This window comes from Stenotrophomonas sp. YJH_SMC_69 (genome assembly GCF_059370495.1).
Map to the genome: position 1 here is coordinate 361,457 of NZ_JCAFTS010000003.1, position 18,863 is coordinate 380,319.

General features: G+C 65.8%; 22 protein-coding genes. 10 read left to right on the top strand and 12 right to left on the bottom strand.

Going from position 1 to position 18,863, the window contains the following annotated elements; all coding sequences use genetic code 11:
• The first annotated feature begins 4 nt into the window (after positions 1-4).
• Positions 5-631 (top strand): rhomboid family intramembrane serine protease, encoded by a 627-nt coding sequence (locus tag AC5P8F_RS07235; RefSeq protein WP_014647735.1) that lies wholly within the window; start codon positions 5-7, stop codon positions 629-631.
• A gap of 43 nt (positions 632-674) precedes the next feature.
• Here AC5P8F_RS07235 and AC5P8F_RS07240 read toward each other — a convergent pair whose 3' ends face one another.
• A complete protein-coding gene (locus AC5P8F_RS07240) occupies positions 675-836 on the bottom strand; it encodes a hypothetical protein (protein ID WP_014037806.1) in 162 nt (53 codons plus the stop codon).
• Between the two features lie 208 nt (positions 837-1,044).
• On the opposite strand from AC5P8F_RS07240, the gene AC5P8F_RS07245 reads away from it, so the two are divergent.
• Genes AC5P8F_RS07245 through cfa form a run of 3 tightly spaced genes read left to right on the top strand, consistent with a single transcriptional unit; the run spans position 1,045 to position 3,401 of the window.
• Positions 1,045-1,347 (top strand): GNAT family N-acetyltransferase, encoded by a 303-nt coding sequence (locus tag AC5P8F_RS07245; protein ID WP_006455911.1) that lies wholly within the window; start codon positions 1,045-1,047, stop codon positions 1,345-1,347.
• 37 nt (positions 1,348-1,384) lie between these two features.
• Positions 1,385-2,266 (top strand): DUF3298 and DUF4163 domain-containing protein, encoded by an 882-nt coding sequence (locus AC5P8F_RS07250; RefSeq protein WP_134809088.1) that lies wholly within the window; start codon positions 1,385-1,387, stop codon positions 2,264-2,266.
• A gap of 19 nt (positions 2,267-2,285) precedes the next feature.
• Complete coding sequence (gene cfa / locus AC5P8F_RS07255) at positions 2,286-3,401, top strand: cyclopropane fatty acyl phospholipid synthase (protein ID WP_126411165.1); 1,116 nt, start codon at positions 2,286-2,288, stop codon at positions 3,399-3,401.
• A 151-nt stretch (positions 3,402-3,552) separates the two neighbouring features.
• Here cfa and AC5P8F_RS07260 read toward each other — a convergent pair whose 3' ends face one another.
• Positions 3,553-5,721 carry a M3 family metallopeptidase gene (locus AC5P8F_RS07260; protein ID WP_014647732.1) on the bottom strand — a complete coding sequence of 723 codons (2,169 nt, stop codon included), beginning with the start codon at positions 5,719-5,721 and terminating at the stop codon, positions 3,553-3,555.
• A gap of 130 nt (positions 5,722-5,851) precedes the next feature.
• On the opposite strand from AC5P8F_RS07260, the gene AC5P8F_RS07265 reads away from it, so the two are divergent.
• Positions 5,852-6,331 (top strand): glutathione peroxidase, encoded by a 480-nt coding sequence (locus AC5P8F_RS07265; RefSeq protein ID WP_495227799.1) that lies wholly within the window; start codon positions 5,852-5,854, stop codon positions 6,329-6,331.
• 75 nt (positions 6,332-6,406) lie between these two features.
• On the opposite strand, the gene AC5P8F_RS07270 is transcribed toward AC5P8F_RS07265, so the two are convergent.
• The 5 genes from AC5P8F_RS07270 to AC5P8F_RS07290 form a co-directional block, all read right to left on the bottom strand.
• Positions 6,407-7,186: a ferredoxin--NADP reductase gene (locus AC5P8F_RS07270; protein ID WP_014647730.1), complete on the bottom strand. Its 780-nt coding sequence runs from the start codon at positions 7,184-7,186 to the stop codon at positions 6,407-6,409.
• A 79-nt stretch (positions 7,187-7,265) separates the two neighbouring features.
• Positions 7,266-9,137 (bottom strand): ABC transporter ATP-binding protein, encoded by a 1,872-nt coding sequence (locus AC5P8F_RS07275; protein WP_111206010.1) that lies wholly within the window; start codon positions 9,135-9,137, stop codon positions 7,266-7,268.
• 188 nt (positions 9,138-9,325) lie between these two features.
• Complete coding sequence (locus AC5P8F_RS07280) at positions 9,326-9,778, bottom strand: carboxymuconolactone decarboxylase family protein (protein ID WP_134809081.1); 453 nt, start codon at positions 9,776-9,778, stop codon at positions 9,326-9,328.
• A 174-nt stretch (positions 9,779-9,952) separates the two neighbouring features.
• The gene (locus AC5P8F_RS07285; RefSeq protein WP_227864535.1) at positions 9,953-10,417 is read right to left on the bottom strand and encodes a hypothetical protein; all 465 of its coding nucleotides are present in this window, start codon (positions 10,415-10,417) and stop codon (positions 9,953-9,955) included.
• A 57-nt stretch (positions 10,418-10,474) separates the two neighbouring features.
• Positions 10,475-11,359 carry an RNA polymerase sigma-70 factor gene (locus AC5P8F_RS07290; protein ID WP_495227802.1) on the bottom strand — a complete coding sequence of 295 codons (885 nt, stop codon included), beginning with the start codon at positions 11,357-11,359 and terminating at the stop codon, positions 10,475-10,477.
• 146 nt (positions 11,360-11,505) lie between these two features.
• On the opposite strand from AC5P8F_RS07290, the gene AC5P8F_RS07295 reads away from it, so the two are divergent.
• The 3 genes from AC5P8F_RS07295 to AC5P8F_RS07305 all read left to right on the top strand — a co-directional run bounded on the left by AC5P8F_RS07295 (position 11,506) and on the right by AC5P8F_RS07305 (position 14,180).
• The gene (locus AC5P8F_RS07295) at positions 11,506-13,023 is read left to right on the top strand and encodes a fumarate hydratase (RefSeq protein ID WP_014647726.1); all 1,518 of its coding nucleotides are present in this window, start codon (positions 11,506-11,508) and stop codon (positions 13,021-13,023) included.
• 125 nt (positions 13,024-13,148) lie between these two features.
• A complete protein-coding gene (locus AC5P8F_RS07300; protein WP_046431623.1) occupies positions 13,149-13,487 on the top strand; it encodes a hypothetical protein in 339 nt (112 codons plus the stop codon).
• Positions 13,488-13,544: 57 nt separating this feature from the next.
• Entirely contained in the window at positions 13,545-14,180 is a 636-nt protein-coding gene (locus AC5P8F_RS07305; protein WP_049442437.1) for a glutathione S-transferase family protein, read from the top strand.
• Between the two features lie 71 nt (positions 14,181-14,251).
• Here AC5P8F_RS07305 and arsC read toward each other — a convergent pair whose 3' ends face one another.
• From arsC to AC5P8F_RS07320, 3 genes are all read right to left on the bottom strand, one after another.
• The gene (gene arsC, locus AC5P8F_RS07310; RefSeq protein WP_014647723.1) at positions 14,252-14,593 is read right to left on the bottom strand and encodes an arsenate reductase (glutaredoxin); all 342 of its coding nucleotides are present in this window, start codon (positions 14,591-14,593) and stop codon (positions 14,252-14,254) included.
• Positions 14,593-15,747: a phospholipase A gene (locus AC5P8F_RS07315; RefSeq protein WP_032958894.1), complete on the bottom strand. Its 1,155-nt coding sequence runs from the start codon at positions 15,745-15,747 to the stop codon at positions 14,593-14,595. Before AC5P8F_RS07315 ends, arsC begins: the two co-directional genes overlap by 1 nt.
• A gap of 118 nt (positions 15,748-15,865) precedes the next feature.
• On the bottom strand, positions 15,866-16,351 hold the full coding sequence (locus AC5P8F_RS07320) for a DUF456 domain-containing protein (RefSeq protein WP_495227805.1): 486 nt from the start codon (positions 16,349-16,351) through the stop codon (positions 15,866-15,868).
• A 235-nt stretch (positions 16,352-16,586) separates the two neighbouring features.
• Here AC5P8F_RS07320 and AC5P8F_RS07325 point away from each other — a divergent pair, with 235 nt between their 5' ends.
• Positions 16,587-16,796: a cold-shock protein gene (locus AC5P8F_RS07325; protein ID WP_014647720.1), complete on the top strand. Its 210-nt coding sequence runs from the start codon at positions 16,587-16,589 to the stop codon at positions 16,794-16,796.
• Positions 16,797-16,868: 72 nt separating this feature from the next.
• On the opposite strand, the gene AC5P8F_RS07330 is transcribed toward AC5P8F_RS07325, so the two are convergent.
• A complete protein-coding gene (locus tag AC5P8F_RS07330) occupies positions 16,869-17,363 on the bottom strand; it encodes a glycine zipper 2TM domain-containing protein (RefSeq protein ID WP_005417545.1) in 495 nt (164 codons plus the stop codon).
• 136 nt (positions 17,364-17,499) lie between these two features.
• Positions 17,500-17,934 (bottom strand): cytochrome c, encoded by a 435-nt coding sequence (locus AC5P8F_RS07335; RefSeq protein WP_014647719.1) that lies wholly within the window; start codon positions 17,932-17,934, stop codon positions 17,500-17,502.
• Positions 17,935-18,013: 79 nt separating this feature from the next.
• Between AC5P8F_RS07335 and AC5P8F_RS07340 the strand changes: the two genes are divergently transcribed.
• Entirely contained in the window at positions 18,014-18,838 is an 825-nt protein-coding gene (locus AC5P8F_RS07340) for a tRNA threonylcarbamoyladenosine dehydratase (RefSeq protein ID WP_495227807.1), read from the top strand.
• Positions 18,839-18,863: the final 25 nt, after the last annotated feature.

Here is an 18,863-nt window from a genome sequence, read left to right on the forward strand (position 1 = left end):
TGACATGACCCCCGTCAATCTGCTGTTGATCGCCATCACCGCCATCCTGTCGTGGATGGCGTTCAACAACCGCAAGCTGGCCGACCGCCTGATCCTGTGGCCGCCGGCCATCGACCGTCACCGCCAGTACGACCGGCTGGTGACCTATGGCTTCATCCACGCCGACTGGTCGCACCTGATCTTCAACATGATCACCCTGTTCTTCTTCGGGGGATTCATCGAGAGCGTGATGGTGCAGCTGACCGGCAGCTACCTGACCTACCCGGCGTTCTACATCGGCGCGCTGCTGGTCTCGATCCTGCCCAGCTACCTGAAGAACCAGAAGAACCCGAACTACCTCAGCCTCGGGGCGTCCGGGGCGGTATCGGCGGTGCTGTTCGCCTTCATCCTGATCAAGCCGTGGTCGATCATCCTGGTGTTCTTCATCCCGGCACCGGCGATCATCTATGCCGCGTTCTACGTCGGCTACAGCATCTGGATGGACAGGCGCGGTGGCGACCGCATCAACCACAGCGCGCACCTGGCAGGTGCGGCGTTTGGCGTGATCTTCATGCTGGCCATGCAGCCGAGCATCTTCACCCACTTCCTGCGCGAACTCTCCAACCCGACCTTCCGCCTCGGCGGCGGTTGATGCGGGTAGCGGGGCGGATCGGGTCCGATCCGCCCCGGCCGGGTCAGGCTGCGGTCTGCTGGCCGTAGGTATCCAGCAGGCGGGCGAACACTTCCTCGCCGATGCGCTGGAAATCCTGATCCTCGGTCTGCCCTTCCACCGCCAGTTGCAGCAGGCCCTCCAGCAGGGCGCGGTCGGTATCGGAATGGGAATTGCTGGCGTGCATGGGAGCCTCCACGGTGGTGCGCATGGTCAACGGTCGCAAGGGTCGTGCCAGCCTGGCCGTACCCCTCCATAGGCGATAGCGGCCGGCCCGCCTCCAGCTTGAGGGCGAAAACTGACGTGAATGGACTGGACTTGCCCCTGTTCAGGCTTCACGCGATCATGGCGCCCGGCTGCGCACCATCCACGCAGTCGCCGCAGGAGACAGTTCCATGGCTTCGGTCACGCCCCCCGGTCTGGCCTATGAGGTCGAGCACGACCTGGCCAACCACCGCTTCACCGCACGTGTGCGCGGACAGCTGGCGGTGCTCGATTACCAGATCAAGCGCAGGCGCATGGTCATCACCCATACCGAGGTGCCCGAGCCGATCGCCGGCCGTGGCATCGCCGGTGAGCTGACCCGCGTGGCACTGCGTTTCGCGCGCGAGCAGAAATACAAGGTGGTGCCGGCATGTTCCTACGCCGAGGCCTTCCTGCAGCGCCACGAGGAGTACCACGACCTGCTCGTTGGCTGAACGCCAGCGGGTCACGCTTCAGCCATGGCAGGCGATGATGTACAAACATGAACAGGGGATCCCGATGAAGATTGGAAACAACCGGCCATTGCACGGCAGCGTGTTGGCCGGCGTGGTGGGCGTGCTGTTGCTGGCCGGTTGCCAGCGTGAAAGCGAGCCGGCACCGGCGACCGACGCGGCGCCCGCCGCCGAGGCGACGGCCGCGGGCGAAACGCCGGCCACGGAAGCGCCGCTGGATCTGCGCGACGTGATCGAGAACAACGAGCGCGAAGTGGTGGGCATCAGCTACCCGGCCGGTATCGACCGTTATCCGGGCCTGGCCCGCGCGCTGCAGAGCTATGCCACGAGTGCGCGCAGCGACCTGCAGCAGGCGCTGGACGGGCTGGGCAACGACAAGCCGACCATGCCCTACGAGCTGTCGCTGAGCTTCGAGAAGCTGCTTGAAACCCCGCAGCTGGTGGTGGTCAGTGCCGACGGCAGCCGCTACACGGGTGGCGCCCACGGCGAACCGCTGGTGGCGCGCTTCGTGTGGCTGCCGCAGCAGCAGCAGATGCTCAGCGCCGAAAAGCTTGTGGCCGATGCCAAGGGCTGGAAGGCGATCAGCGATTTCGTCGCCGACCAGTTGCGCGAACGCGTGGCCACCCGCCTCAGTGGCGAGGACATGGACCCGGCCCAGCTGCAGGAATCGCTGCGCAACGCATCGCGCATGATCGCCGACGGAACCGGCCCGCAGGCCGACAATTTCAGCCAGTTCCAGCCACTGACCGACGACAAGGGGCAGATCACCGCGCTGCGCTTTGTTTTCCCGCCGTACCAGGTGGGTCCATACTCGGACGGCACCCAGACCGCCGATGTACCGGCAGCGGTGCTGTTGCCGCACGTGGCCAAGGACTACGTGGAGCTGTTCGCACGCGGTTGACCGCAGTCGAGGAGGTGGCGTGGATACAGGGTTGCAGGAGCGGGTCGCCGGCCTGCTCCACGAAGCCGGGGTCCGCATCGGCGGCACCCAGCCACAGGACATCCAGGTGCATGACCCGCGCTTTTTCGCGCGGGTCATGGGCCACGGCTCGCTCGGCCTGGGCGAGAGCTACATGGAGGGGTGGTGGGATGCCAATGTCCTGGATGAATTCCTCGTCCACCTGATGCAGGCGCACCTGGATGAACGGGTGCACGGCTGGCGCGAAGTGGCAGACGCGCTGAAGGCGCGCCTGTTCAACCTGCAGGCGGGGCAGGGCAGTTACGAAGTCGGTCGCCGCCATTACGACCTCGGCAATGATCTCTACCAGGCCATGCTCGGCCAGCGCCTGGTCTACAGCTGTGGCTATTGGCGCAACGCCGACGACCTCGACGCCGCACAGGAGGCCAAGCTCGACCTGGTCTGCCGCAAGCTGGGCCTGCGCCCGGGCCAGCGCGTGCTGGACATTGGCTGCGGTTGGGGCGAAGCCCTGAAGTTCGCCGCCGAGCGCTACGGTGTCAGCGGCGTCGGCGTGACCATATCGCAGGAGCAGGCCGAGTTCGCGCGGCAGTTGTGCGCTGGCCTGCCGATCGAGATCCGCCTGCAGGATTACCGTGAACTGGACGAACCGTTCGATGCGATCTTCTCGATCGGCATGTTCGAGCACGTCGGTGACAAGAACTACGCCGGTTTCTTCGAAGTGGCCAAGCGCTGCCTGTCGCCACGTGGCCTGCTGCTGTTGCATACCATCGGCACCAACGTCTCACGGCATCGCACCGATCCATGGATTGCACGCTACATCTTCCCCAACTCGATGCTGCCGTCGGCGGTGCAGATCACCAAGGCGTTCGAAGGCCGTTTCGTGCTGGAGGACTGGCACAACTTCGGCACCGACTACGACCTGACCCTGCAGGCATGGCGGCGCAACGTGGAAGCAGCGTGGCCGCGGCTGGATGCGCACTACGACGAGCACTTCCGGCGCATGTGGCGCTTCTACCTGGCCGGGTCGATGGCCACCTTCCGCTGCCGGCACGCGCAGCTGTGGCAGCTGGTGCTGTCGCCGGAAGGCGTGCCGGGTGGGTACGTGGCGCCGCGTTGATGGCGTGGCTGGGGTCGGAGCCCTTTCCGTCGGAAAGGGATCCGACCCCGGGGTCAGATCCCTTTTCGCAGAAGAGGGCTCTGACCCCGACCACAACAAAAAACCGCCCGGTCTCCCGGGCGGTTTTCGATTCAGGCGACTGCGCTGGCGATCAGTTGCCGGCGCCGGTCAGGCCACGCTTTTCCAGCAGCGGTTCGATCTGCGGCTCGTGGCCGGCGAAATCGCGGAACAGCTGCATCGCGTCGACGCTGCCGCCCTTGGACAGCAGGGTGGCGCGGAAGTGGTCGCCGTTCTTGCGGCTCAGGCCGCCGTTGTCCTTGAACCACTTCTGGGTGTTGGCATCGAGCACTTCCGACCAGATGTAGGCGTAGTAGCCGGCCGAGTAGCCGCCCATGATGTGGCTGAAGTACGGGGTCTTGTAGCGCGGCGGAACCGGCGCGTAGTAGATGCCGTCCTTCTCCAGCGCGGCGCGCTCGAAGGCCATCACGTCCTTGGCCGCCGGCACCTGGTCCGGGCCGATCTGGTGCCAGTTCTGGTCCAGCATCGCCGCCCCCAGGTATTCGGTGGTGGCAAAGCCCTGGTTGAACTTCGATGCGGCAATCACCTTGTCCAGCAGGGCCTGCGGCATCGCCGAACCATTCTGGTAGTGCTTGGCGTAGTTCTTCAGGATGACCGGGTTGTCGGCCCACATCTCGTTCACCTGCGAGGGGAACTCGACGAAGTCGCGCGGCACCGAGGTGCCCGAGAAGTACGGATACTTCACGTTGGAGAACATGCCGTGCAGGGCGTGGCCGAACTCGTGGAAGGTGGTGTTCACCTCATCCCAGGTCAGCAGGGTCGGCTGGCCGGCCGGCGGCTTCGGGATGTTCAGGTGATTGGCTACCACCGGCTTGAAGCCGGTCAGCTTGGACTGCGAGACGTAGGAGTTCATCCACGCACCGCCACGCTTGGAGGCGCGTGCATACGGATCGAAGATGAAGATCGCCAGCTGGCTGCCATCGGCGTCGAACACGTCGTAGACGGTGACGTCATCGTGGTAGACCGGCAGGTCGGTGCGCTGCTTGAAGGTCAGGCCGAATTCCTGGCCGGCGGCGTAGAAGACGCCGTTCTCCAGCACGTTCTTCAGTTCGAAGTATGGCTTCAGCTGCGACTCGTCGAAGTTGTACTTGGCCTGGCGCACCTTCTCGCTGTAGAAGGCCCAGTCCCACGGTTCCAGCTGGAAGGTCGGCTTGCGCGCGGCCTTCTGCTCCTTGTCGATCATCGCCTGCAGGTCGGCGGCTTCGCGCTTGGCATTGGCCACCGCGGCCGGAGCCAGCTTGCCGAGCATCGCGTTGACCGCTTCGGGGGTCTTGGCGGTCTGGTTGGTCAGGTTGTAGGCGGCGAAGTTCGGGAAGCCCATCAGCTTGGCCTTGTCGGCACGCAGCTGCATGATGCGCGAGACCAGCGCGGTGTTGTCGAACTCACCGCCGCGGCTGCCGCGGGTGGTCGAGGCTTCGTAGATCTTCTGGCGCAGGGCGCGGTTGGCCAGGTTGGTCAGCGGCGGCTGGCCGGTGGTGTTGAGCAGGGTGATCACGTACTTGCCTTCCAGGCCACGGGCCTTGGCGGCTTCGGCGGCGGCGGCGATCTGCTCCTTGGACAGGCCAGCCAGCTCCTTGACGTCGTCGACGGTGATTGCCGAAGCGTTCACTTCCGACTGCACGTTCTGGCTGAACTTGGTGCCCAGATTGGCCAGTTCGGCATTCATGTCCTTCAGCGTGGCCTTGTCGGCCTCGGACAGCTTGGCGCCGGCGCGCACGTAATTGTCGTAGTACTTCTCGACCAGGCGCACGCCTTCGGCGTCCAGGCCCAGCTGGCTGCGGGTGTCGTACAGCGCCTGGATGCGGGCGAACAGCTTGCCGTTCAGCGCGATCGCATCGCTGTGCGCGGCAAACTTCGCCGAGTAGTCGGCCTGCAGCTTCTTGCGGGTGTCGTTGGTATCGGCGCCGACCAGGCTGAAGAACACGGTGGTCGCACGGTCGAGGATGTCACCGCTCTTTTCCAGCGCGATGATGGTGTTGTCGAAGGTCGGCTTGGCCTTGTTGTTGGCGATCGCCTCCACTTCCTTCAGCTGCTGCGCCATGCCGGCGTCGAAGGCCGGGGCGAAGTCGCTGTCCTTGATCTTGTCGAACTGCGGGAAGTGCAGCGGCAGCGGGCTTTCGGCGAAGAACGGGTTGGCCTGCTGGGCATTGGTGCTGGCAGCCGGGGTGGCGGCGCCGGCCGAGAAGGCGGGCAGGGCAAGGCCGAGGGACATGGCCACGGCAAGGGCAAGTCGAGTGGTCAAGGTAGAAGCTCCGGTAAGGCAAACAAGGGCCCGAGGGTAACCCGGCCGGCGGCGACTGCACTTGTGTCAAAAGGCATGTTGCCGGGGCCGGGCGCGGGTACCATGCGTTCACCGCCCACGGCCCGCTGCCATGACCACTGCCTACGATTTCAGCTTCCGCGACCTCGACGGCCAGCCGCAGGCGCTGGCCCGGTACCAGGGCCCCCCGTTGCTGCTGGTGAACGTCGCCAGCCGCTGTGGCTTCACCCCGCAGTACACCGGGCTGGAGCAGCTGTGGCAGGACTACCGCGAGCGCGGCCTGGTGGTGATCGGCTTCCCGTGCAACCAGTTTGGCGCGCAGGAGCCCGGTGATGCCGCGCAGATCCGCCAGTTCTGTTCGCTGGACTATCCGGTCAGCTTCCCGCTGTCGGAAAAGATCGAGGTCAACGGCGAGGGGGCCGACCCGCTCTGGAGGTGGCTCGCGCGGGAGAAGCGCGGCGTGCTCGGCAGTGCCCGCATCAAGTGGAATTTCAGCAAGTTCCTGGTCGATCGCCAGGGGCGGGTGGTGTCGCGGCATGCGCCCACCACCCGGCCGGAGCAGCTGCGCGGCGAGATCGAAGCGCTGCTGTGAGGTCGTGCCGGCCGCTGGCCGGCAACCCCGTGGGCCAGGAAGAGCCGGCCAGCGGCCGGCACTACCGTTGCAGCATCATTTCTCGACGAACGCGCGCTCGAACACGTAGTGGCCCGGCTGGCCGATGCGCGGCGAAACCTGGAAACCGCGGGCATCGAGCACAGCACGCAGGTCGGCCAGCATCTGCGGGCTGCCGCAGATCATCGCGCGGTCGTTTTCCGGGCTCAGCTCCGGCAGGCCGAGGGTGCGCTGCATCTGGCCGCTTTCCATCAGCGAGGTCAGGCGGCCCTGGTTGGCGAACGGCTCGCGGGTGACGGCCGGGTAGTACAGCAGCTTGTCGCCGATCATCTCGCCCAGGAACTCGTGCTCACGCAGCTCCCTCTCGAAGTAATCGCGGTAGGCCAGATCCTTTTCGTAGCGCACGCCGTGGCAGAGGATCACCTTCTCGAAGCGCTCGTAGGTCTCCGGGTCCTTGATGACCGACAGCCACGGCGCCATGCCGGTACCCGTGCCCAGCAGGTACAGGTTCTTGCCCGGGTGCAGGTCGCTGATCAGCAGGGTGCCGGTGGGCTTCTTGCCGACCAGCACCTTGTCGCCCGGCTTGATGTGCTGCAGGCGCGAGGTCAGCGGGCCGTCCTGCACCTTGATGCTGAAGAACTCCAGATGCTCTTCCCAGTTGGCGCTGGCGATGGAGTACGCACGCAGCAGCGGCCGTGCCTCGGTTTCCAGGCCGATCATCACGAACTGGCCGTTCTCGAAGCGGAAGCCGCTGTCGCGGGTGGTGGTGAAACTGAAGTAGGCGTCGGTCCAGTGACGGACCTCAAGCACCGTTTCGGCGCCAAAAGCGGAGGACATGGGCGTATCTATCAAAAGTCGTCGGGGGAATTCTATCTCAAATGAGACGGGTTCTCATTGGGCGGAACGAGAGGCGTTCTCAGCGGTAACCCGCCGCCTGCAGCTCGAACAGCTCGGCATAGCGGCCGCCCTGTGCCATCAGCTGGGCGTGGGTGCCACTGGCCTCGATCCGGCCATCGGCCAGCACCAGGATGCGATCGGCCATGCGGACCGAGGAAAAACGGTGGGAAATCAATACGGCGGTGCGATTATCCGCCAGTTCCCTGAACCGCTGGAACACCTCGAACTCACTGCGCGCATCCAGTGCTGCCGTTGGCTCATCCAGGATCATCACCTGCGCATTGCGCATCCATGCGCGGGCAATGGCGATCTTCTGCCACTGGCCACCGGACAGGTCCACGCCCTGCTTGAAACGGCGGCCGATCAGCTGGTCGTAGCCACCGGGCAGCTCCTCGATCACTTCCTCGGCCATGCCGCGGCGCGCGGCGTCGGCGATGCGCGCCCGGTCGTCCATGGCCTCGACCTGGCCGACGCCGATGTTCTCGCCGGCGCTGAGGTTGTAGCGCACGAAGTCCTGGAAGATCACCCCGAGGTTGGCGCGCAGGTCGTCCAGGTCGTAGTCGCGCAGGTCGCGGCCATCGAGCAGGATGCGGCCCTCGTCCGGTTCGTACAGGCGTGCCAGCAGCTTCACCAGGGTGGTCTTGCCGGCGCCGTTCTCGCCGACCAGGGCCAGCACTTCGCCGGCCTGCAGCTGGAAATCGAGGTGGCGCACCGCCCACTGTTCGGCATCGGGATAGCGGAAGCCGACGTTCTCGAACACGAAGCCCTGGCGGATCGGCTGCGGCACGCGTATGGCGCCTTCGCGCGAGTGGATTTCCGGCTCGATCTGGAAGAACGAGAACAGGTCGTCCAGGTACAGCGCCTGGCTGGCCACCTGCGAGAAGCCGATCAGCAGGCCTTCCAGCAGCTGGCGCAGGCGCAGGAAGCTGCCGGCAAGGAAGGTCAGGTCGCCGATCGAGAAATCGCCGCGCACCGTGCGCCAGGCGATGTAGGCGTAGGCGGTGTAGTAGCCCAGCGTACCCAGCGCAGCCAGCAGCGTGCCCCAGAACGCCCGGCGCCGTGCCAGGGCACGGTTGGCCTGGAACAGCGCCACCGACAGGCGCCGATAGCGCTCGACCAGGAAGCGGTGCAGGTTGTAGATCTTCACTTCCTTGGCCGTTTCCACGCTGGCACCGAGCTGGCGCAGGTAGTCGAGCTGGCGGCGCTCGGGCGTCCATTGGAAGTTGAGGCTGTAACCGGCCGCGTTGAAGTGCGATTCGCCGATGAAGGCCGGCACCAGTGCCAGCGCAAGCAGCAGGATCAGCCACGGCGCGTAGACCAGCAGGCCGACGGCGAGGCTGGCCACGGTGATCGCGTCCTGCACCTGGCCGAACAGCTGGCTCATCAGGTTCATCCGGCCCATGGTCTGGCGCCTCGCGCGGTCCAGCTTGTCCTGCAGGTCCGGGTCCTCGAAGTCCTCCAGATCCAGCGTCGCCGCGTGTTCCATCAGCCGGATGCTGGTGACGTTGGCGAACAGTTCCGACAGCAGCGCGTCGGCATAGCTGACCAGCCGGCCGAGCAGGTCCGAGGCGATGGCCAGGCCGAATTCCAGCGCCAGCAGGCCCAGCAGCGGATTGAGCATGCCGCTGGACAGCGCCTCGCCCAGCGGCGGGAAACCGGCGTCGTGCTGGCTCAGGTGCAGGGCGCTGTCGATGATCAGCTTGCCGACGTACAGCATCGCCACCGGCAGCAGCGCACGGATCAGGCGCAGCCCCAGGCTGGCCAGGGTGAGCGCGGGGCTGGTCTGCCAGACCATGCGCAGGAACGGCGGCAGGTTGCGCATCGCCTTGAAGCGCTGGCGCAGGCTGGGTTTCTTCGCGGCGGCAGCGCCAGCGGTGGGGATGGCAGGCATGCGCGTATTGTGCGCGCGTGATACGTGCAGGGGGAGTCAGTGCAGCCGAGTTGCCGGCACCGGGGTCAGATCCCTTCGCGAAGCGAAGGGATCTGACCCTCCTGCATCCACGCATTGCGTGGATCCAGCGTGCCGACCAAGGTCGACACCTACCAGCAGCACCGATGAACTGTCGAAGGCGGGGTGGGTCAGGCCGGCAGCGGCGGCAGCAACCCCGCACCGAGGCGGTTCCAGGCATTGATCACCGCGATGCCCATGCTCAGGTCACTGATGCCCTTCTCATCGAAGTGCGGTGCCAGGGCATCGAACGCGGCCTGCGACGGCGCGCCGTCGGTCAGCCGGGTCAGCGCCTCGGCCCAGCCCAGTGCCGCGCGCTCGCGTTCGTCGAAGAAGCGGCTCTCGTGCCATGCCGGCAGCGTGTCCAGCTTGCGCGGCTCGATGCCGCCCTTGCGCAGCGCGGTGCCGTGCATGTCCATGCAGTAGCCGCAGCCGTTGAGCTGCGACACGCGCAGGAACACCAGTTCCATCAGGGTCGGATCGATCGAGCTGTCATGCACGGCCTGGCTGGTGGCCAGCAGGCCCTTGAAGGCCTCGGCGGCCAGGCGGGTGTAGGGGACGCGGGGAGAGGCGTGGTCGGACATTTTCGGCTCCACGGCGGCCACGGTGGCCGCCTTTCCACTACCAGGACGCCGTGGCGTCCCTGTTCGTGACATCGAATGGTCAAAAGCGACATGACGACGGGCCAAGAGCGACTCCAGGTGCGAGTACCGAACTCAAAGACTCCTGTAGCGTCATCGAGCCGCGGGGGATCTCGTTCAGGTGAGCATTTGGAACTCGGCTGCTGACGTGAGAATCAACGCTTTCAATTGGCCAGTATCGGCTTTGATGAGCACGGGTAGAGTGTCCCATTCGCCATATTTTTCAGCAGGAATAAAGTTGCCCTTGACTACCACGAGCCTGACATCCGGACGGATCGTTGATAGTTGCCTTCTTGGTGGTGCCCAAGTTGATTCTTCATTCGGAAAAGGAAAAGAGGCGATTCTGGGCCAATCACCTCTTTCAATTCCGGTGCGAATAGTCAGTACATCCATGAAGCTCTCCAACGTGGGAAGTTCGCAGTCACGGAGCATTCTGCCCTTTGAAATGAATGGAAGGATCGCTACGTCCGGATCTTGGTAAGTGCGCAAATAGCCAAAAACGAGCTCGACTTCATTGAGCGGTACGGCAAATACATCGCCGACGTTCACTTTGATCCTCTTTCTTGGCTTCTTGGAATTCATTGTCGTCAGTTTCCTTTCCATTGCGCTGACAGATTGCCCAAGCCCAAGTCCGTATGTCTAATCGGAGAGTGCGCCTTGAATACCCGGCAGCTTTTCCGGATTCAACACGCTGTACACGTTGGCGATGCGGCCATCGACCACTTCGATGGTGGTGACCGAATGCAGGCGCTCACCCTGGAAGCGCAGGATCGCCGGCTCGCCGTTGACGTAGCCCAGCTGGGCGGGATGCACCGCGCCGCGGCGGGCGATGGCCCAGAACAGGCGGCCGATGCGTTCGGCGCCCAGCAGCGGCCGCACCGCCGCAGTGACCACGCCACCGCCGTCGGAAACCAGCACCGCGTTGGCGTGCAGCAGGGCCTGGATCGCGTCGCTGTCGCCGCGCTGCGAGGCCTCCATGAAGCGCGCCAGCAGCTGCCGGTGCTGGCTGGCATCGGCATTGAAGCGCGGTCGTCCGGCCTGCAGGCGTTGCCGGGCACGGTGCACCAGCTGCCGGCAGTTGGCCTCGCTGTGGCCGATCAGCTCGGCGATTTCGCGGTAGTCGTGGTCGAACGCCTCCTTCAGCAGGAAGGCGGCGCGTTCCTCGGGGCCGAGCTGTTCGAGCAGGGTCAGGAAAGCGACCGAGACGTCGTCGGCCAGCGCATGCAGCTGGGCCGGACCGGGCGCCGGGTCCGGCTCCAGGGTGACCGCCAGCGGTTCGGCCAGCCATGGGCCGACGTAGTGGGCGCGCTCGCGCTTGGCCGCACGCAGCCGGTCCAGGCCGAGCCGGGTGGTGGTGGTGACCAGCCAGGCCTCGGCATCGCGGACGGCCGCAGGATCGGCGCCGGACCAGCGCAGCCAGGCGTCCTGGACCACGTCTTCGGCGTCGGTGCGGCTGCCGAGCAGGCGGTAGGCCAGCGCCATCAGGCGCGGGCGGTGGGTCTGGAAAGCGGTTTCGGCGTTCATGTGGGCAAGGACGCCGCAGTGGCGCGTGGCGTGACAGAGCGTCGGGGGAATCTTGCCGGCCAGCGGCCGGCACTACCACCCCGGGGCCGGGGGAGGGGGTAAAATGGGTGGATTACCCCCGCCAGCCTCGAGCAAGCGAGCAAGACGTGACATCGATCAAGCAGGAAGACCTCATCCAGTCCATCGCCGACGCGCTGCAGTACATCTCGTACTACCACCCGGTCGACTACATCAAGAACCTTGCCGCCGCCTACGAGCGCGAGGAGTCGCCGGCGGCGAAGGAAGCGATGGCGCAGATCCTGATCAATTCGCGCATGTGCGCCGAGGGCCACCGCCCGATCTGCCAGGACACCGGCATCGTCACCGTGTTCCTGGAAATCGGCATGGACGTGCGTTGGGATGACGCCACCATGGGCGTGGAAGACATGGCCAATGAAGGCGTGCGCCGCGCCTACATGCACCCGGACAACAAGCTGCGCGCCTCGGTGCTGGCCGATCCGGCAGGCAAGCGCATCAACACCAGGGACAACACCCCGGGCGTGGTCAACGTCAAGGTGGTGCCGGGCAACAAAGTCGACGTGATCGTCGCCGCCAAGGGCGGTGGTTCGGAAGCGAAGACCAAGTTCGCCATGCTCAATCCGTCCGACTCGATTGTCGACTGGGTGCTGAAGACCGTGCCGACCATGGGCGCCGGCTGGTGCCCGCCGGGCATGCTGGGCATCGGCATCGGTGGCACCGCCGAGAAGGCGATGCTGCTGGCCAAGGAAGCGCTGATGGAGCCGATCGACATCACCGAGCTGCAGGCCCGTGGTGCGTCCAACCGCATCGAGGAGCTGCGCCTGGAGCTGTACGAGAAGGTCAACGCGCTGGGCATCGGTGCGCAGGGCCTGGGTGGCCTGACCACCGTGCTCGACATCAAGATCAACGACTACCCGACCCACGCGGCCAACCTGCCGGTGGCGATGATCCCGAACTGCGCGGCCACCCGCCATGCGCACTTCACCCTGGATGGCAGCGGCCCGGTGATGCTGGACCCGCCGTCGCTGGAAGACTGGCCGAAGCTGACCTACGACGCATCCAAGGGCACCCGGGTGGACCTGGATACGATTACCCCGGAAGACGTGGCCAGCTGGAAGCCGGGCCAGACCCTGCTGCTCAACGGCAAGCTGCTCACCGGCCGCGACGCCGCGCACAAGCGCATGGTCGACATGCTCAACAAGGGCGAGCAGCTGCCGGTCGATCTGAAGGGCCGCTTCATCTACTACGTCGGCCCGGTCGATCCGGTGCGTGACGAAGTGGTGGGCCCGGCCGGCCCGACCACGGCGACCCGCATGGACAAGTTCACCGAGCAGGTGCTGGCACAGACCGGCCTGCTGGGCATGGTCGGCAAGGCCGAGCGCGGCCCGGCCGCGATCGAGGCGATCAAGAAGCACAAGTCGGCCTACCTGATGGCCGTCGGTGGCTCGGCCTACCTGGTGTCCAAGGCGATCAAGGCGGCCAAGGTGGTCGGTTTCGCTGACCTGGGCATGGAGGCGATCTACGAGTTCACCGTGCAGGACATGCCAGTGACCGTGGCCGTCGACTCCGCCGGCGAATCGGTGCACAAGACCGGCCCGCGCGAGTGGCAGGCCCGCATCGGCAAGATTCCGGTGGTGGTGGAGTAATTCCCGCACGCTTCGGTCCGGACAACGGCGCCCCTGTGGCGCCGTTGCTGTATCTGGAGGCAGGATTAACACGCCTGTAGCCCTGGCTCTGCTACGGTCGGCACACCCTCGCACAGGACGTGTCCATGGCCCTGCATCGCTTCATCGTGGCCGGCGTGCTGCTGGCCCTGGCCGGCTGCAGCACCCCGGCGTCGTACGAAGGCGCGGATTTCCCTGCATCGGCGCAATGCCGCATGCAGTGCCAGGCCGGCTATCGCAGCTGCATGGCGCAGAATGACTCTCTCGGCAGCCGCCAGAGCAATTGCGAGCAGCGGATGGTGCCGGCGCCGGACAAGCGCTGCAAGGACGTGGACAACCCGGACCTGCGCCGTGCCTGCGAACTGAAGACGCATGACTGCACGCTGCGCGCGCCGATGATGTCCTGTGGCGAGCGCCGCGATACCTGCATGAGCAGCTGCGGCTGAGCGACGGCTCCCGCACGGGCGCATAATCGGCCGGCCCACCTGCACAGGATCCGCCGCATGAGCACCACGCTGTATGGTTCGACAAGCACCGCCGCGCTGGTGGTGCACTGGCTGCTGATCGAGCTCGACATCGAGCACGAGTTGGTGCTGCTGGATTTCGACGCGCGCGAGCACAAGTCGGCGGAGTACCTGGCACTGAATCCGGCCGGCGTGGTGCCGACGCTGCTGATCGATGGCCTGGTACTGACTGAAGCGGCGGCGATCGCCCTGTACCTGGCCGACCGCCATCCGGACGCCGGTTTGTTGCCGGCACTGGGCACGCCGCAGCGCGCCGATGCCTACCGCTGGATGTTCTGGTGTGCCAATACGTTGCAGCCGGCCTATCGCGCCTGGTTCTATCCGCACGAGGTGGCGGGCGAGGCAAACGTGGAGGCCAGTCGCGAGATGGCGCGACAGCGCCTGGAAGCGGCCTGGCAGCATGTGGCCACGCACCTGCTGGCGCATGGGCCCTACCTGCTGGGCGCCACGCCCTGCGTGGTCGACTACATGCTGGTGATGCTGATGCGCTGGTCGCGCAACATGCCCAGGCCCAGTGACACCTGGCCGTCGCTCAAGGCACATGCCACCTCGATGAAGGCGCGCCCGGCGTTCGCCGAGGCCTACCGCCGCGAAGGCATCACCGACTGGCGGTAACCAGAAAAGGGGACGGAGGGGATTAAGTCGTTTGTGCACAAACGACTTAATCCCCTCCGTCCCCTTTTCCGTTACAGGATCTCCAGTACCGTTTCCGGCGGGCGGCACAGCCGTGTGCCCTTGGGCGTGCGCACCACGGGGCGGTTGATCAGGCGCGGGTGTTCGGCCATCGCAGCCAGCAGGGTGGCATCGTCGGCATCTTCCAGCCCGAGTTCGGCGAACTGGGTCTCCTTGCTGCGCACCAGGTCGCGCGCGCTCAGGGCCGACTCGGCCAGCACCTGGCGCAGCGTGGCCGCGTCGGGTGGGGTGCCCAGGTACTCGATCACCACCGGGTCGAAGCCCGCATCGCGGATCAGCTTCAGTGCGCCGCGCGAGTTGCTGCAGGCCGGGTTGTGCCAGATCGTCACGTCCATCAGAACCACTCCAGCAGCGACACGCCCACGCCCACATAGGTGGCCTTGTGGTTGTAGTCGATCATGCTCTCGCCATAGCCGTCGAAGACCTGCACATGGCCACGCAGCAGATTGCTGATCGGAAAGCCGTAATCCAGCTGCAGTGCACCGTGGGAGCGGCTGCCGGTGCGCAGCGAATGACGCGCCATCAGCGCGACCTCATGCCCGTTGCGGTTCCAGATCAGGGTCGCGTCACCCCGGCCCATGTAATCCTCGATGTCCGGATTATTGTCTTCGCTGCGGCTTTCCGGGATGCGGTACCACGGGCGCAGCACCAGCGCCCAGTTCTCGCGATCCAGGCCGATGTTGAGCATGACCCGGTTCCAGCTGCGCGAGAGCGGATCGGCCCGTCCGTTGGACTGGTGGTTGAGGCTGATGCCGGTCATGCGCCCGCGCCAGCCACCGATCGAGTAGCCGTTGCGGAACACCATCATCACTTCGGGTTCGTAGTTGGTTTCGCGGAACGGGCGCGAATCCTCGCTGTTGTAGGCCTGCCAGCGCGAACTCTGGGTGTAGCCAGCCCAGATGTCGCCGTTGTCGCCGAACAGGTTCTCGGCGATCTTGGTCTTGAAGCTGATCTGGAACTTCAGCTCGGTACTGTCGAGTACCTGCGGGGTCGTCACGCTGTTGGCCGGGTTCGGCGAATGCGGCGTGGTGTTGCGGTCGCTGGTCCAGAACGCCGGCAGCAGGTACACCGGCTTGTAGGCACGCAGCTGGAAGGGCCCCAGCTTGGAGTCCTCGGCCAGCTCCCAGCGGCTGTCCAGCAGCGAACCGCGGCCAGCATTGGCCAGCGCGCTGTCCGGTGCCGCCGGACGGAACAGGTCGCTGACCCGCTCGCGCAGCTTTTCCTCGCCCTGGCTCACGCGCGCGGTCTGTCGTTCCTCGCGGCGCGCCTGCGCAGCCGATTCGGCGGCGGCATCGGCGGCGGCGGTGGCCTCCGGGGTATGCCCGAAGAGGCGGTCATAGCAGGCCAGGCGGGCCGCGTCGGTGGTGATCGCCGCGCAGGCGGCCGGCGAGGTGTCGGCGCTGGGCGCGAACTCCTGCGCAGCCAACGGTGCACTGGCCAGGGCAAGCGCCAGCGGCGCCAGACGGGGAAGCAGCGTGGGGAGGGTCATTGCAGCAGGCCCTTCGATGGATACGGGAATCGCACAGTGTGGCGGCTGCACCGGATCGCGGCCAGCCCCACCGTTTATGCACGGCCACGGCGTGCGCGTGGCGTGAAGGCTAGGTGGCTTAGAAGAACCAAGCGAACGCGAACAGGCCCAGCATCGCGATCACCACCGCCAGTTTCAGTGCCAGGCCGAGCAGGATGCCGAGCCAGGTCGCCAGGCCCACCTTGGTCGAGCGGCCGAGTTCGCGGGTGTGCCGGTACTCGCCGAGCAGGGCGCCGACCAGCGGTCCGGCAAACAGGCCGATGGGCATGAAGAACAGGCCGACGATGCTGCCGACGAAGGTGCCCCACAGGGCCTTGCGGCTGGCGCCGACGCGCTGCGCGCCAACTACGGTGGCGAGCACGTCCACCAACAGTGAAAGCAGGGTCAGCACGCCCAGCGCGACCAGGGTGGGCCAGCCGACGTGGGCGAAGCCGTCGGCCCAGGCCGCCAGCAGCAGCCCGATGAACACCAGCGGGATGCCCGGGAGGGCCGGCAGGATGATGCCGGCGATGCCGATCAGGACAAAAATGACCGCTAGCAGATATAAGATGAATGAGAGTCCCATGCTGTCCCGTATGGTGGCCGTTTTGGGGTTGACAGTGAAAGATTTTGCCAGTTGCTTTTTCGTTTTGGGCGGGTTAAGTTGCAGTCGCTGAGCTTGGCAAGGTCACCGTGGATCGTGGCCTGATGAAGCAAGATCTTTCCGATCCGCTGCATCGATGCACCTCGCTTCCCCCTTGCTTGTCAGCCGCCCACCGGGCGTTTCCAACAACAAGAGAGAGTCAAAGGGAGTTAGTGAGATGGCTGAGCGCGAGACCGGTACCGTAAAGTGGTTCAATGATGCGAAGGGCTTCGGCTTCATCAGCCGGCAGAATGGCGAGGACGTGTTCGTGCACTTCCGCGCCATCGAGACCCAGGGCTTCAAGAGCCTCAAGGAAGGCCAGACTGTGAGCTTCGAAGTCGTGCAGGGCCAGAAGGGCCTGCAGGCTGACAAGGTGCAGCCGGTGTAATACCCGCCGCCCGTCGGCATGAAAAAGGCCCGCGCAAGCGGGCCTTTTTCTTTGCCGTTGGCCCGGTGCAGGTCAGCGCAGGATGACCTTGCCATTGACGACGCGCACGTAGGTGTTCTCGCGGATGCCGCCGAGATCGCGCTGGTTGACCACGATGGTGCGGCCATCATCCATGCGCACGCTGATGTCATAGGTATCGCTGGTGACGTTCTTCTGGATCTGGTTGCCGGCCAGGGCACCACCGACCGCGCCTGCGGCGGCGGCGATGTTCTTGTTGCCACGGCTGCCACCGGTGTGGTCGGAGATTTCATGGCCGGCCACGGCGCCGACGATGCCGCCGAGGATCGCGCCGGTCGCGCTGGGCGCGGTGCGGCCCGAGGGCACGGTGTTGATGCGGGTGACGATGCCACAGTCAGCGCAACGGCCCTGGTTGTAGCCGCCATTGTTGCCGTAGCCGCCGTTGTTGTAGCCGTTGTTGTAACCACCGCCGCTGTAACCGGGCGAGGTGGCACAGCCAGCCAGCGCGAGGGTAGCGATGGCGCTGGCGGCGATGAGCTGGATCTTCATGGGGCGTCTCCTGGCCGTGAAGGCGGGTGGGTTGGGTGGTACTGCGTCGTGCAGCAGGGTGGACGAATCCTCTCCTTTCGAACGTGAACAACGCGCCAACCGTGTGCGTGCTGCCCGGCTGCAGGATGAATGCGGCTCAGCGGAAATCCTGGTGGCAGGCGCGGCAGTCCGCCTGCAGTGTTTCCACCAGCTGGGCGAGGGCCCTGCAGTCGCCGGGGGGTGAGGCCAGCGCCGTGTTGAGGTTGCCGCGCAGCTGGCTGGCGTGCTGCTGGAACTGCGCACTGTCCTTCAGCCCGGGAAACGCCTGGTCCAGGTCATTGGACAGCAGGCGCAGCACCTGCAGCCGCGGCACGCTGTCAGCCAGGCTGCAGCGGTTCTGCAGCTGGGCCTGCTGCAGCAGCTGTGACTGCCGCTGCATCACCTGCATCAGGCTGCCCGGGAACGGATCGCGACGCGCCTGCAGGGCGCGGCCGACCATTACCGTGGCGATCAGGCCGATCAGCAGGCCCAGGCAGAGCACGAACAGGTAGCGATGGGCGCTGGACAGGCGGCGGGGCGGGCTGGCATTCATGCGGGCACTCCGGGCGTGCAACGGTGGGTTCGACGCCGGCGTACTGCGGGCGCCAGCACCTGCACGTTAAAATAGCCCGATGAACGAACAGGTCAAACAACGCTTCGCCGGCATCGAACGGCTGTACGGCGTGGGTGCACTCGAGCGCCTGCAGGGCAGCCGCGTGGCGGTGGTCGGCATGGGCGGCGTCGGCTCGTGGGTGGTGGAGGCGCTGGCCCGTTCGGCCGTCGGCCACCTGACCCTGATCGATGCCGACGATATCTGCGTGTCCAACACCAACCGGCAGCTGCCGGCGATGGAAGGCAACTACGGCCGCAACAAGGCCGAGGCGATGGCCGAGCGTTGCCGTGCGATCAATCCGGACATCGGGGTCGACGCGGTGCAGGCATTCCTGACCCTGTCCAACATGGCCGAGCTGCTGGACCGGGGGTTCGATCTGGTGATCGATGCCTGCGACAGCTTCCGGGTCAAGGTCGAGACGATCGCATGGTGCCGCCGCCGCAAGCTGCCGTTGCTGACCGTCGGTGCCGCCGGTGGCCGTACCGATCCGACCCTGGTGCGCATCCGCGATGTCTCTCGCACCGAGCACGACGCCATGCTGGCGCTGATCCGCAAGAAGCTGCGCAGCGAATTCAACTTCCCGAAGAACGCCAAGCGCTATTTCGGCGTACCGGCGGTGTATTCGCTGGAGAATGTGAAGTACCCGCAGGCCGATGGCAGCGTCTGCGGCATCCGTCCGAACCTGGGCGCCGATGCGGCGTTGAAGCTGGACTGTGGTGCCGGCCTGGGCGCGGCAACCCACATCACCGGCGCGTTCGCCTTCGCGGCGGTTGGCAAGGCGCTGGAGATGCTGCTGGAGCCGAAGAAGGTGAAGGTGGATGCGGTAGAGGCCAGCGCGGTGTGATGGATCGTGCCGGCCAGCGGCCGGC